The organism is Leucobacter manosquensis, from assembly GCF_018304845.1.
Lineage (GTDB): Bacteria > Actinomycetota > Actinomycetes > Actinomycetales > Microbacteriaceae > Leucobacter > Leucobacter alluvii.
On the sequence record NZ_JAFEVO010000001.1, the window covers coordinates 1,987,132 to 2,001,136 of the forward strand.

Below are 14,005 nucleotides of genomic sequence, written 5' to 3' on the forward strand. Positions count from 1 at the left end.
GGTCCGAGTACTATCTGCTGGACCTTTGCTTTGATAGTGGCACCATCAGAACGTGAACTCTCTTCCTGACAGCTATGTCGACTCAATGCCCGCGGACGCAGACCTTCTCATTGAATTGGGGTGAGTTTCTTGGGCCGCAGCTCGCCTACACTTCGGCGTGCGAGATGCAATCAATCGCCACCATGACGCCCCGTCTGACAAGCCATTTGGAGTGACGTTGGGGCAAGCAATCGCTCAGCTTGAAAATTTGGCCAGAAAGGGCGAGCGTCCAGATCAAGTGAGCTGGGTCAACGAGCACGGCCGACCCGCAGTACATCGAAGAAATGCTGTCATCCATGCCGTCACATTCACAGCCGATGACGGGAAGCAAGCCATCGGCACAGTTGACCATTCGTCCCCGGGCCGGTTTCTCGCGTCCGATCTTAGAAACGTAACCCTAGGATTGATCTCGGCGTCCATGACGCTTCCCGCTTGACCAAGCCTGCAACTCGTTCGAAGCCGTATTCACTATCGGTTTCACCCCAGTTTGCGGCGGACGCTCTTTCTCAGTGACCACAGGATTTCTTTCCCTGGTGCTGGCATCGGGCGGCTGAGCATTTTGAGGATCCACGTTGCAATCGCTGGACCACCCGTCATAACGGCCGTTTCAACAGGTCCGTCTACGCCGATCGCTGCACCTAGACCCCCCGCCGCGAGGGCGGTCACTGCGATCTCTGTTGCGCCGTCTTTACTTCTTCGAAGAACAGAACTGTTCTCGAGAGCGGTATCGACTTCGTGAATCTGCGGCGCCATCCGGTCTGCAATAGCAAGGTGGAGCTGTTCGGACGGTAGACCGCCGTAATCTCTACTCAGGGTCCCCAGTTCGGACCGCCAAGCATTGAACGCAGCTTCGTTCTCGCGAATTTTCACCAGTTCGGGCACCGGAAGGTTCAGGTCAGGTAGCAAGAGCCCTCCGATAGAACGGATGACTTCACCAGCAACACGGCTCTCATTTCGGGCAATCGTCGATTCGGTTTTTGCTGCAAAGAGTCGGAAATCCGGTGAAGTATATGGTGCATAACGAGAGTTGGTGGCGTCGGCTATCGCAATTGATTTCGCCATGTACAGCAGAGCGGTCTGCGCGATGAATGGTTCATCTGCAGGCAGCACCCCGCCTTCTGGGGTTACGACAAGACCGCGCACATGGTCCCAAGAGAGCGGCGGATCATTCTCTCGTATTAGAGACGAGTATTCACGTTGAATGCGGTCATCTCTCACGTCGTTACGGATGGATGACGCGAGCTCATGAATGCGGGATTCAACCGCTGGCCAGACTGCTCGAGGCAAGACGAACCCTGCTTCGATTGCAGGGCGCACGCTTTCAAGGCGTTCAAGAATGTTCGCAAGAGTCTCTCGCGCGAGTTCGGGCGATGAGCGATCCAGCTCCCAGGTCCGCGTTCCTGACGAGGCTGCGATAAGAGGCGAGATGGTGAAGCGCCGCCTGCGTTCGCGCAGCGGCTTCAGTTCCGGGAGGCGTGGTGGTCCTACTTTGAAGTACTCGGCAAGCGGGTCATGAATGACAACCGCGTCGTAGTACAGAAGTGAGCTCAGCGTTTCGCCTGCGTGGGGGTCGAATAACGAGTGGTACCCGCTATGCCATCCCCCTAAGTAGACAGCACCCGGATGGGCTTCTAGCTTGGCCGAAGCATAAAACGCGTGCACGGCGTCACCAAGTGCTTCGATCTCTGCATCGGAAAGCCGGAGTACATTTTTCGCGGGGTCTCGATGGAAGAAGGTATCGATTACCTCGAGTATCGACATCTTCGGTGGTCTACGAACGCTCACAACTGCAGCCTATGCCGAAGCAGATGGCGTCGTGCCTAGTGCTAGGGCGCCTCTCGCTTATTTTTCTTTGAATTTCGAGAAGCTCAATGGCCTCGGAGATCGAGCTGCCGGATCGACCCGCCCTTGGGTTCGTCGGAGGAAACGATCATGAAGAGGCCGGGCCGATCCAGGTCGTGATCTGCGTCGAAAATCAGGGAGACACGGCCGAGAAGTTCATCGTTCGTCGCGATGACGTACCCATCACTTCCGTGCTCATCGTAGAACTCTTCAAGATCTGCGGGGCCGAGCTCACTGCGAATGAGAAGCGCTCCGGCATATTGCATCCCATTTCCGGCGCCGGCAAGCCGCTGCGCGGCCCATCCCGAGTCGACCAGCTTAGTGTTGGGAGGAAGCGGAATCTCCTGCAACCGTGCTTCAAGCTGTTGTGCTGAGGCGTTGTTCACGTTGTGCACCGCGACATATGTGCCGATCATCGAGAGCGCGAGAAGCAACACGATGGCCAGCATGCTCCAACGCACGGGGTTCTCACGAAACCAACTTCGGTTCATGGTTTCCTCACTTGATCTCTTAGCAGCATGCGGATGACGTTCCGATTCTCCTCGACGGTTACGAGAGCTTGGCTCTGAGAGCTACTCGGAGTCGGGAGTATCGCTTTCTCGCCGCCTCTGGTTTGAGTCCGAGAACTGCACCAGCTTCGATTACGGAGAAACCCTCCCACGCCACGAGCAAGAGCAGCTCCTGATCCCGAGTACGCAATTCACCAATTGCGTCGGCTACGTCCGGGTCCGCGGGTATCGCCGTCGTATGTTCTTGAGTGCGAAGCTCTGCTTTGAGGCGATCAGCAAGCTCCGCATACCGGATTCGCCGCTTTCGGCTTCTGGCCAGCACATGACGAGCGGTGCCGTACACGTACTGCCGGCAACGAGTTTCTTCCGCGGGGACTCGATCAGGGCGCTTGAGAAGTTCCACCAAAGTGTCGCTCGCAGCGTCCGCCGCGTCATCCCAATTGCCGAGTCTTCGAGCGAAATAACCAACGAGCTCGGGAAGCATGGTTGCCAGACTCGTCTTCACCTGGTCGACGTGAGCTGCGATCGGGACTGTTCCTTGACTCACTGAGAACCCTCGGCAGCCTGAGCTGTACGCGCCCCCGAGAAGATCTCGTCACTCACAACATTTCGGTCGACTCCATCGTGCAGATCGGTCCATTCGTAGTACTGGGCATACGCCTGAGCCGCGTCATAGTCTCCTCCCGCAATGAGGCGCGCCCATTCCCGCATCTGCTCAGCATAAGCACCACGAGTGCTTGCCCGTTCCGCTGGCCAATCGACAGATCGTTCCAATGCGCCTCCAGCCTCATTCATCGCCTCAACATCACCGGATTCATGCGCGGCGAACCACGCCGTCAGCCATTCCCGCTTCGCGGTGTTCTCCAGCATGGTGTCAATGACCAGGCTTTCCGCCATGATCTGGCCCCCTCCGCCAAGGTCGTTATAGGCGACGTATTCTTCCTGGTCGAAACGTTCAAAGAACCGATCGAGCGCATCATCCCAACTCACGCCTGCAGGTAGAGGAATGTCTCGAGGCGCTCGCGAGGCAATAAACCCGTCGAGGTCGCTGGAACTCATATCTATCCACTCAGCCCCAGGCGACCCTTCGCTCCCCGGCCAGACGGTGTCTTCGCCCGATTCACTTGCTTCTTCAGCAGTGTTTCCCTCAGCCATCTGCTTCTCAGTCGCGTTGAAGATCCCCGTTTGCGCCGAGAAGAGAGTATTCGCTATGGCGGCCGACGGTACGGCGACCGCCACGAGCGCCGCCGCCGAGGCAATAACCGATACACGGAAGCGGCGACTCTTGGACTTTGCCGCACCTTCGGCCTGAGCCACAACAGCGCGGCAAGCCCCTTCGCTGAGGATCGGGTCGGGGTGGGCCTGGGCCCTGAGCCGGAGATCAAGTTCTCGATCGGTCGGTGTCATTTGCATGGTTTCTTCCTTACTTGCCGTCTAGTGACTACCTGTTCACAACACTGAGAAACGTGACAAAACAAGACGATGAATCCCCAAGAATTATTTTATTACGCGCTCCAAATTATGAGTAGGCTGTCTCACGAACCGCCTACAACGAAGAAGGAGTTCCATGAAGAAGCAGTTTCTCGCGCCCGTCATAGCGGTGGCGCTGGCCGGTGGGTTCTTTGCAGTGAGCGCTGTATCAGCGGCATCTGCGGAAGAAACACCTGCCGAATCCATCGAACAGGCGAAAGCCGAAAGCGTGGCCATGCACGTCGGCCCGGAGCCAGTCTTTTACTCTGCCGAGAAAGGGTCCGAGCTCTTTCTTTCCATCGTCAATTCCGACCCGGCCCTCACAGGTTTCGACACCAGTGTCGCGACGTCCGGAGCTCAAGCGATGTTCCCTGCCGTCGATGAGGAAGGCATTCCGATCGAGTATGAAGTCGGATACGTCGAATCCGTCGCCGCCACAGCTTCGCGCTGCATTCAGCTTTCCGGGTGGACCACGGACCCAGCCGTGACTGATGAAAGTGCGCAAGCTCTGGCTGATGAGCAGTTTGAAACCTACGCGAGCGAGCCGGCTATCGCCGAACTCAGCAACGTCGAGGAGATGCAATCAAACATTGAGCAGCTCGCGCGAGACGCCAACGAGATGCCAGTCGACATTGAAGTCTCTGAGGTATGTGGTGCCTTCGGGACGGAAGGAGCTGCACAGTGAAACGCAGATTCAGTAAAGCGACCGTACTGTATTCACTTGCCGCCGCATTGTTGGCCGGTGCCGTAGTGAATGCGGCACCCAGCACCGCAACGTCCTCCGAAGCGACGCTCTATATTGATCAACTTGCCGTGCAGTCTCCCCGCTACTACGTACAGCAGTGGGGTTATATGCGCACGATGGGATCGAGCACGCCTGCTGTGTCCTACAGGCATAACGGTTGGGACAACGCCACTGGCATCTACGCATTCTCAATCGGCCTTCGCGATACATCCGGCAATCAATTTGCGCGCAAAGACATCACGGCTCCCACCTGGAATTACGGAGCGAACTACACCATCCACAACGGCTACGGCATCACCGGCAAAAAGCCGTTCTACCTAAACACGCGGTGGGATAAGGCAGCTGGTGGGGCGCCAGCACTGCGCACCTTCTACGGCGAGCTGCATTGGCAGGGGCCCTGAGCCCGGCATCCGATCTGACCGGGTTTTGGAACCGGTTCGCAGTTCCTCGCCCACTCATTGAAGAGTGGCGCTGCGTGTTACAAGCGAAAGGAGAAAACTATGGCGGATCCGTGGGTTCTTGGAACGCAACAATGGCTCAATCAGACGTATGGCACTCATGCCCAGTGGGTGTGGGTTGAAGAAGATGGGCTGACTGGGTGGCCAACGATGGAGGGTCTCACCCGGGCCCTCCAAATCGAGCTCGGTATCACGAGCTTGTCCCCGAACTTTGGTCCAACCACTCTCGCGATGCTGACATCCCAGTACGGGAACATCGGAATTGGTCAGCACCACGGGTCGGGCGTCGTGAAGATCATTCAGGGTGGCTCGTACTGCAAGGGTTTCAATGCGAGTAACGGTGCGATCAACGGCGTCTTTGACGCCCAGATGCAGACAGCGGTTGCTTCCATGCGCACCAGCCTCGGACTTCCGTCCACGCCCGCGACCGTGACACCGAAGATGTTCAAAGGGCTCCTTACGATGGATGCCTGGTCCTTGGTGGCGGGTGGAACCGCAGCGGCACGCCAAGCTCAGCAGGCACTCAACAACCGGTATATCGGCAAGCCGGAGTATTTCTTGTGCCCAACTGATGGCTTGTATGGCCGTCAGATGCAGGAAAAGCTGATGATCGCGATCCAGTACGAAGCTGGAATTGCCGCACCAAACGGCAACTTCGGCCCCGCTACGCAGGCAGCAATTCAGAGTAATGGTGTGTTCGGGCCTGGCTTCAGCGACAGCAGCGGCTACTGGTGTCATCTGTTCCAGGCCGCTCTCCGCTTCAACGGCTACCCGGCCACTCCATTCACTGGCACTTTCGATACCGCAACGCAAACGCAGATGCAGGCGTTCCAGAACTTCATCAAGTTGGCGAATACGTCTGGTGCGACGTTCTCCACGTGGGCGTCATTGCTCGTCAGTAGTGGCGATCCGAACCGACCAGCAACAGGTGCGGACGCGTCGATGGAGATCACCGTTTCGCGCCTCGCCACGTTGCAGGGTCAGGGGTACAACTACTTCGGTCGGTGCTTGGTCAACACGATGGGTCCGACTGATCTCGATAAGTGCATCAAGCGAAACGAACTTGGCGTGATCCACACGTATGGAGGACGCGTCTGGCCCATTTTCCAGACAGGTGGCGCAGATCCGAGCCACTTCACCTACCGACGGGGTTACGAGGTGTCGGAGGAAGCCGCAAATGCGGCGTGGGCGTATCGCATTCCAGCGAACTCAATCATCTACTTCGCTGTCGATTTTGATGTCCTCGACTCGCAGATCAACGAGTTGATCTTGCCGTACTTCGATGCAGTGACCAACTTCATCGGCACCTGGGGGCAGTCTTCATACCGAGTGGGAATCTATGCCCCACGGTTGGTGTGCCAGCGGGTTGCGGACGCTGGATTCTCGGTCTCCTCCTTCGTCTCCGACATGTCCGAAGCGTTCAGCGGCAACAAGGGATACTTGCTGCCGAGCAACTGGGCATTTGATCAAATCTACGAGCTTGATGTCGGCAGTGGAGCTGGCCAGATCCGTATCGACCGGAACGTTGTGTCTGGCGCCGACACAGGCTTCGGATCGCTGGCACCCGAGATTGGTGTCCGAAATGACCCACTGATCCCGTCTGGTCAGCTCGATAGCTTCGAAGATGCCTGGTACTGGTGGTGCAGGAATCATCCGCAGGCGGTTATCGCCGACGTCATGGTGGCCAATCGGGCCCGGGTGAAAAGTCTGGTAAGCACCCATGACGCCTTTATTACGACCCAAGCGGCCAACCTTGGGGTATACAAAGCGATGGCACTGACCCCGCTTATCTGGGAAGCAATGGTCATAAATGCAGGAGATGACCTAGCGGACGCGCGAGTCGTCGCCTACTACGAGGCGCTTGAGGCGGGTCTTCCCGCCCCTCCCGGTACAACATCGGATTCCTCCACTGGCCCGTGTCAGATGTTCGCGTCGACATGCATCACGACCAGGAACTGGGCGAAGGCGAAAGGGTACATTTCAGATGGTCCCTATGACGTCAACGACTGGCAGGATATGTGGGCCGTTTGGAAACAGCTCAAGGCAAACGAAGAGTTTGCGATCCAGTCGGCGATGTTCTACATGATGTACAACGCCGAGACATTCAGCGGTGTCGCGCCAGTGAACCAGCGAGGGCTTACCCCAAGCGAAGTCGCCCAAACATGTATGGCGTACAACGCTGATATGTCCAACCCTTCGGTTGAAGGGATGGTCTACGGGCGAGAGAAGGCGCAGTTGTTTTACCTCATTCGGAAATGGCACGAGTCGTTCCGCTAACCCGAATCAGGGCCGAAACCGCAGATTAGCCCTAACCGCGCATTGGTCCCTTTGGCCCTCCTTCCCGCTCTCGCCGCGACGAAGGAGGGCCAACATTCTTGACGACCGGCCATCACTAACACTTTAGGTAACAACTGTGTACCCTAGTGTTATGCAACGGGTGAGCGAGTTTGCTAAAGCTAAAGGGATCAGTCGTGGACGGGCATACCGGCTGGCTCGGTCCGGGGTGCTTCCCGTGCGCGAGTTGAACGATGGCAGCATCATCCTCGAAGACGCTGCGATGGCGTGGCAGCCGCGACACGCACGTCCGTTGTCGCCCCGCATGGCGTGGCTACTGCTCGGAATGCTCGACGGTGAGATTCCTGCCGGGGTTCGGGACGCTGAAAGATCCAGACTCAAAGGCCACGTGAAAGGGGTACGTGAAGCGGAAAACCCAGCTCATGTACTTGCGCAGAAGGTGTCTGCCCGCGCCCAGTTGCACGTGTTTTTCGCTCACCCAGAGGACGCCGCAGAAATGCGCGACGACGAACGGATCGCGCTTTCGGGAGTCGGAGCTCCAGGCTCGGGGATGATGGCAGGCGATGTGGTTGAGGGCTATGTCGCACCGTCTGTGATCGAGAAGGTAAAGCGCGACTTTCTGCTTCACGAACAGGCTGACGGGAACGTGCGACTGCGCGTCGCTGAGGTTCGAGAGCCAGGGAAAGCAGCGATCGCTGCTGATCTCGCCGACTGGGGCCGCGCACGCGAAATGCGGGAGGCCAATCGGATCATTCACGAGCTACTCCAGGAGAAATGTTGAAACAACTCGACCTCACCGGCCTCACCCATGAATCGGAAGCCGCATGGGCAGGAGTTCTTGATCTTGCTGCCGTATGCGCAGATGGCTGGTCATTGGCGGGCGGTCAAGCAGTGTTCGTGCAGACGGCGCTACGCGGGAGCGTGCCGGATCGACCCAGTACGGATGCTGATCTCGTGATCGATCTCCGAGCAGATCCCGGCGCATCACGAAAACTGACCAACGCGCTTCGCGAGATCGGGTTCGACGCGACGCGACGCGACGGTAACGGCCGCATGCATCGATGGGTTCGTGGGGACGCGCAGATCGACGTTCTGCAACCGCGGCATCTCGGTGATCGCATCGAGAATCGTTTGAACAAGCAGGGGCTGGAGACGATCGGGGCACCGGGCGCGCAGCATCTGCTTTCACGTACCGAGATGGTTGAGATACGCCTTGGCGGGAAGGCCACTGAGGTACGCACTCCGACCGCCTTGGGAATCATCGTGGCGAAGGCTGCCGGTTTTCAGGAGATCATTCACGATCCGTACCGCGTCCGGCACCTGGCTGACATCCTCACGGTCGGGCCGCTCGTGAGAGCGAGTGAGCTACGCAACGAGAAACCGTATACGAAGCTGGAACAGCAGCGCGTTGCGAACGCTATCGGACAGAGTTCGAAAGAGAAGTATGCCGCCGAGCTACGGACGTGGTTTCCGCGCGATCTGGAATCTCGTATCGAGCGCACCCTCAATCTGCACCGCGGGCACGCGGAGCGATCCCAGGAGCGGCGCTTGATGGATAAGTTGTCGCGGCGCCCGGACGGAGCTCCCGTGCAGCAGGTAATGGTGCACCCGGACCAGTACCGGGGCCCTGACGGCCCCGGTCACGAGCCGCGGATGAGTTACTGATGATTCTCGGGACACCGTCATACCCGGTGTGACTTTCAAGGACAATCTCCGGCACTGATTAGAGCATCAGTTGCCGTTTCTGAAGCTTTTCAGCTTCAGGCGTGGAAGCCCATATTTGAGATTCTTCATGCGTAGCCGAAACTGCTACTCCTGGGACTCCCCAGTTGACGATCATGAAGGTCCGTTCAGCGCTGTTGTCTGAGGACGAGAACGACAACTCGGTCACGTCGCCAACGGGACCGATTCCAAGCACCAAACCATCGGGCGCAATCACCTCTGAGCCCTCCAGGTCGCAACCTGGTGCTCCGCTAGCGGCAAGATCCTCGATCTTGATCTTCACCAACGAGCAGCGGGGAAGGTCTTGAAATCTTTCGGGGACATCAACACCTTTCGGTGCACACCCAAAGAGTGAAGCGCTGAAGAGCAGAAGGACCCCTGCTTTCAAAGCCCGCGAAAGAGTCATATCAATGACCGTAACGGAACTGGCTCGCAGGGGCATCTCCTCCAATAGGAAGCCCGATGGAGGACCGCATTGGGGGATCAAAGGGCGAGCCCGCACGATCCGCAGGCTGGGCTGCAGGATCGACTCTGAGCGCCGCTGCGGCGATCTGGCGATCACGTTCCCGGTTGCGTGCGTGGGCGTGCTCGCGGCCGAGCGGTTCGTCCGTGTCCACCCCGTACAGGTCGCGGAAGCAGGCGACGGTGATGGCGCGCCTGCGCCATTCTGTTTCGGCGCCAGGGAGCTGCTCGCCGAGTGCTTCGAGCCACGGTTCTTTGTCTGCGATCGCGCGGTCGACGACGAGTTCGGCACGGAGCTGCATCGCGAGCTCACGATCTTTCAGGGCCTGCCCGAAGTCGGGATCTCCGAAGTCGGGGGCTGGTTCGATGAGGCCGGCGATATGGTGCGCCGTGTCGGCGCTGCGGAGATGATCTGGGGCGTCGAGCGCGTCGGGGTCGATGCGGTACTCCGTGCGGAGCAGGTGAGCGAGCCGTGCGGCGACATCTCGAGTACTCCCCCGATCCATGCGCTCCAATGACCCACGCACTGCGTCTTCGAGGGTGGTGTCGGCCGCGCCCTCCAACGCAGTGAGCATCCGCCCGAGACGGAGGTCCGAACGGGTCTCGTCCGAGTCAATGCCGAAGGGGGTCAGGAGGGGTGCGAACCGGGCGTAGGCGTCGTGTTCGCGCAGATCTTCCAGATGCGTATTGAGGCGGTAGTGCAGCACCGCGAGCGCGTCGCGTGCGCCATCGAGTTCTCGGGTGGCGAGCAGTTCCGTGATCGTGCCTGGCACGTCGTGGCCGCGCGTTTCCAGGCGACGGAGGTTCGCCAGTACCGGCCCGAGATACGGGGAGTCTGGCGATTCCGGGTCGACCAGGTTCAGGTCTGCGAGCACGGGGAGGTATTCGCGTTCGAGCTGGTCGGCGGTGAGAGTCTGGCACTCGGCCGCGAGTTGCCGGATCGAACCGATGCGTTCCGCTTCTTCTCGGAGCGTGTCGTGGGCGGCGATGTCGCCGCCCTGTTTCGTGACGACGTGTTCGAGGGTTTCCCGCCAGGTGCGCGTCATCCCGAGCGCCCCGGGGTCGCCCATGTCGCCGTTCTCGTCGACCACGACATACGCCTTGTTCGAGCGCTTCCCGCGCGTCATGGCGACGTAGAACGTCTCGCGGGAGGCGCTGGAATCAACGATGGTGTGGGCGGTGTCGACGGTGCGGCCCTGGGAGCGGTGCGCGGTCGTCGCGTAGGCGAGCTGCACGTGTTCACGGCAGTAGTCGGCGGGGAGGGTGACGTATTCTTCTCCGGTGACGGCGACGATGTCGCCCGTGTCCGGGTTGATGCCAGCGACGACCCATTCGTCGTTGTTTTTCACCCACCGGTCGTGATCGGTGCGGAGGGTTCTCGCGTTCTGACGCGTCACGATGCGATCGCCCGGGGATGCGACACCGGAGGCGATCGCCGTTTCCTGTGTCGCGTCGACGTCGCCTTGCTCGATGCGCCAGGTGCGGGCGATGGTGTTGAGGCGTTCCACCATCTCGTTGGTGGGGGCGATCAGGAGCGATACGAGCCGGTCGCCGGCATCGTTCACGGTCGCCTCATCCGTCCGCCAAGCGTCGACGGCCTGGTCGATGATCGTTTCATCGAGCCCAGCGGAGACGCGGTCGTGTTCGATGTAGGCGTCGAGGCCGGCGGTTTTCCCGAGCCGGAGGAGTTTGGAGGCGTCCGCTTCCCAGTCGGCGGTGAAGCGGTGCAGGTTCACGAGCTCAGCGACGTCCTGCCGGTCGGAGGCGAGTAGCCCGAACGCGCCGCCTGCGTCGACGGCGGCGAGCTGCGCCCAGTCCCCCACGAGCAGCAGCTTCGCGCCGGCCGCTTGGACCTGCGCCCGGATCGCGTCGAGCGCGAGCGTACCTCCGATGGACGCTTCGTCAACGATCATCAGCTCGCCTGGCTGAAGTCGGTAGTCGAGACCGTCTTTCGTGTCGGTGCCGCGCGCGGTTTCGTGGAGCCACTTCGCGGTGTTCTCGGTCTGGATACCGAGTGATTCCGCGAGCACTTCGGCCGCCCGCGCGGTCGGGGCAAGGCCGCGCACTGTGTTCGCGCCGTGCGTGAGTTCCCAGAGCTCGCGGAGCTTTTCAAGGCTCGTGGTTTTGCCTGCGCCGGCAGGGCCGACGAGGACGTCGACCTGTCTGCCACTGGTGACGATGTTCTCTACGGCGGCGGCCTGGTCGCTGGAGAGAATGCGCCCCTCCGTCCCTGTTGGCAGGGAGATGCGTGCATCGACGATCGCTTGCTCGATGCTCGGGCCGCCAAGAAATCGTCCCGCTTCGAGCAGCCGGTCTTCTGCATCCCATACTTCGCGAGTCGTGAAGAGGTCGCGTGCTTCGGGGTGGAACATGTCTTGCCCGTCCGCGGTGCGGAACCGGTGCGGGGTGTGGAGGTGGTTTTTCGGCGTCAGGGGGATGGCTTGGGAGAGGACAAGATCAACGACTCGTTGCACGGTCTGGTCGCGGTCTGCGGGAGAGCGAAAGCGCCAGCCGGCGATCGCGCGCAGTGCCGCCGTCTCAGCATTGCGTCTTCCCCACGTTGACCGTGCGCCTGCGAGGGAGTGCAGCACGAATTCGGCTGCGTCTCGGGCAGCTTCGTCGTCGACGTCGTCGTGCCGAAATGACCACAGCGGGAGGTCGTCTTTTCGGGCTGCGGCTGTGTCCAAGATGCGGTCGGCGAACAGGAACGAGTCTCCGACGTGCGGCCGTGCTCGCTCCCGCCAGTTCTGCGTGAGGTCGCGAAGTGAGCGCACGGCTTTTGCTGTGCGTGTTGCGAAGGTCGCATGCTGCCGGAGCTTGATGATGGTGCGGTCGGTTGGGCGGTGGCCGTGCTTCGCAACATACTTCGCGATCTCGCGGTCGACGTGCTGATTGAGCTGTTTCGATCGCGACGAGTACTCGTCGACGAGTGACTTCGGTACGCCGTCGATCTGCCACTTCACCGAGCCGGGATTGGTGCCGGCGTCAATCGAGAACTGCTGCCGTGATGCCGGCGTATCGGGTCGTTGCGATTCAACCAACCATTCCCGGTATTGCTCGGGGCGCTGCAGTACGTCTTCGACGGTCCACTCGATGCCGAAGCGGGAGGAGAGTTCGTCCATGAGGACGCCGTCGTAGTACGCGCCGGCCGTGGCCACGGCCGGCATCAATGACCAGCGGGAATCGATCGTTCGCCAGCGGCCGTCTTCTCCTTGGACACGGTTGGAGACGAGCATGTGCGTGTGGAGCTGCGGGTCACCCTCGCGGGAATCCCAGTGATCAAACAGTGCGGCGGCGATCCCGCGCACGTGCGCCTGGGCGACACCATCGGCACCGGTACGGGTGCGAATGATGTCGGTTTCGAGTTTCTCGATCGTCGCTTGGATCGCGGCGTGGTGAGCTTGCCGGATCTCGTCTTTCAGTGCCGGATCTGCGAGCGCCCACCACGAGCTCACGCTCTTGGGCGGGGAGAACACGAACTCGAACCCGGCCACGGACTGTCTCTCGGGCTTCTCGGTGACCTCTTGCCGGATCTGGTCTTCGAGCGCTTCGAATTCGGCCTCGCTAAGGTCACGGTTCTTGGGGTCGGCGGCTGCCGCCTGAATCTTCTGCTCGATGCGTTTCTCGAGCGGGAGGACGGTGTTGTATTTGCGGCCGAGCTGTTGCCCGGTGATGGGGTGCACGCCATCTCCGAAGAGTGCGACGAGTTCGCGTTCTTCAACTGGCGCGCCGACGTCGAGGCCGAGGGCAGTGGCCCCGCTTCCAGCCCACGCGCCTGGTGGGGTGCCGTTCGCCATGTAGTACGCGGCTTTCCCTTCGGCGCGGTCGATGGTGTGCTCGTCGGCGACGGTGTTCATGAGGTAGCCCCAGGCGTCGCGCGACGCACCTATGAGGGTGACGGTCATCACGGTTCAGTTCTCGTTTCTCTGGGCGGCTCGTTGAGCGCGTTTGCGGCATGTGGCGTCGCAGTAGCGCCGGCGCCGGCTCTTTCCAGTGGGGAACGGAGCCATGCAGAACGCGCAGCGGACCGGGGAAAGATCGATCTCTGCTCGGTACCCACGCTTGCGGCACTTTGGGGAGCAGTACATGTGACGCGGATTGCGTGGATCCGGGAGGAAGACGTTAGAGCAGTGCGGGGCGGCGCATGAGTACAGCAGAAGGCCGGTGAGGACGTCGACGCGACGCGCGCGGGCTTTCTCGGCAAGGTTCTGGCAGGTGTTACTGCAATATCGCCGCTGCTTCGTGGGGGTCAGGAACGTGCGCTCGCACCCTTGCCGCTCACACCGGGTCTCCCAACCAGTTCCGTCTGCTCGAGGAGCAGCAGGGTGAGCGAGTCCCCGTGATTGCCGGATACGCGACTCGAACTCACGTTGTTGCCGGGTCTTCACGGCAGCTCCCGATCAGCGACGAGGGTCTGTCTGAAGTGCATATTGGTCTCCAAGTTGTGGTGGGTGGCGTGCGTA

General features: G+C 60.3%; 12 protein-coding genes. 5 read left to right on the forward strand and 7 right to left on the reverse strand.

What is annotated here, in order from left to right; all coding sequences use genetic code 11:
* Positions 1-516 precede the first annotated feature (516 nt).
* From JSQ98_RS09230 to JSQ98_RS09245, 4 genes are all read right to left on the reverse strand, one after another.
* Positions 517-1,800, reverse strand: a complete 1,284-nt coding sequence (locus tag JSQ98_RS09230) for a hypothetical protein (protein WP_211649369.1) — start codon at positions 1,798-1,800, stop codon at positions 517-519.
* Positions 1,801-1,907: 107 nt separating this feature from the next.
* On the reverse strand, positions 1,908-2,330 hold the full coding sequence (locus JSQ98_RS09235; RefSeq protein WP_211649371.1) for a hypothetical protein: 423 nt from the start codon (positions 2,328-2,330) through the stop codon (positions 1,908-1,910).
* 100 nt (positions 2,331-2,430) lie between these two features.
* The gene (locus tag JSQ98_RS15510) at positions 2,431-2,874 is read right to left on the reverse strand and encodes an RNA polymerase sigma factor (protein ID WP_211649373.1); all 444 of its coding nucleotides are present in this window, start codon (positions 2,872-2,874) and stop codon (positions 2,431-2,433) included.
* A 59-nt stretch (positions 2,875-2,933) separates the two neighbouring features.
* Positions 2,934-3,803, reverse strand: coding sequence for a hypothetical protein (locus tag JSQ98_RS09245; RefSeq protein ID WP_211649375.1), 870 nt, complete (start codon positions 3,801-3,803; stop codon positions 2,934-2,936).
* 154 nt (positions 3,804-3,957) lie between these two features.
* Between JSQ98_RS09245 and JSQ98_RS09250 the strand changes: the two genes are divergently transcribed.
* From JSQ98_RS09250 to JSQ98_RS09270, 5 genes are all read left to right on the forward strand, one after another.
* Positions 3,958-4,545 carry a hypothetical protein gene (locus JSQ98_RS09250; RefSeq protein WP_211649377.1) on the forward strand — a complete coding sequence of 196 codons (588 nt, stop codon included), beginning with the start codon at positions 3,958-3,960 and terminating at the stop codon, positions 4,543-4,545.
* Entirely contained in the window at positions 4,542-5,006 is a 465-nt protein-coding gene (locus JSQ98_RS09255; protein ID WP_211649379.1) for a hypothetical protein, read from the forward strand. Before JSQ98_RS09250 ends, JSQ98_RS09255 begins: the two co-directional genes overlap by 4 nt.
* 99 nt (positions 5,007-5,105) lie before the next feature.
* Positions 5,106-7,340, forward strand: coding sequence for a glycoside hydrolase domain-containing protein (locus tag JSQ98_RS09260; protein ID WP_211649381.1), 2,235 nt, complete (start codon positions 5,106-5,108; stop codon positions 7,338-7,340).
* Positions 7,341-7,491: 151 nt separating this feature from the next.
* Positions 7,492-8,139, forward strand: coding sequence for a hypothetical protein (locus JSQ98_RS09265; protein WP_211649383.1), 648 nt, complete (start codon positions 7,492-7,494; stop codon positions 8,137-8,139).
* Entirely contained in the window at positions 8,133-9,023 is an 891-nt protein-coding gene (locus JSQ98_RS09270) for a hypothetical protein (RefSeq protein ID WP_211649385.1), read from the forward strand. Before JSQ98_RS09265 ends, JSQ98_RS09270 begins: the two co-directional genes overlap by 7 nt.
* A 58-nt stretch (positions 9,024-9,081) precedes the next feature.
* Here the strand turns inward: JSQ98_RS09270 and JSQ98_RS09275 are convergent, their stop codons facing one another.
* From JSQ98_RS09275 to JSQ98_RS15515, 3 genes are read right to left on the reverse strand one after another with little or no spacing between them, the layout of a single operon-like run.
* A complete protein-coding gene (locus tag JSQ98_RS09275) occupies positions 9,082-9,486 on the reverse strand; it encodes a hypothetical protein (RefSeq protein ID WP_211649387.1) in 405 nt (134 codons plus the stop codon).
* A gap of 1 nt (position 9,487) precedes the next feature.
* Entirely contained in the window at positions 9,488-13,447 is a 3,960-nt protein-coding gene (gene mobF / locus JSQ98_RS09280; protein WP_211649389.1) for a MobF family relaxase, read from the reverse strand.
* 6 nt (positions 13,448-13,453) lie between these two features.
* A complete protein-coding gene (locus JSQ98_RS15515; protein ID WP_211649391.1) occupies positions 13,454-13,930 on the reverse strand; it encodes a CGNR zinc finger domain-containing protein in 477 nt (158 codons plus the stop codon).
* Between the last annotated feature and the right edge of the window lie 75 nt (positions 13,931-14,005).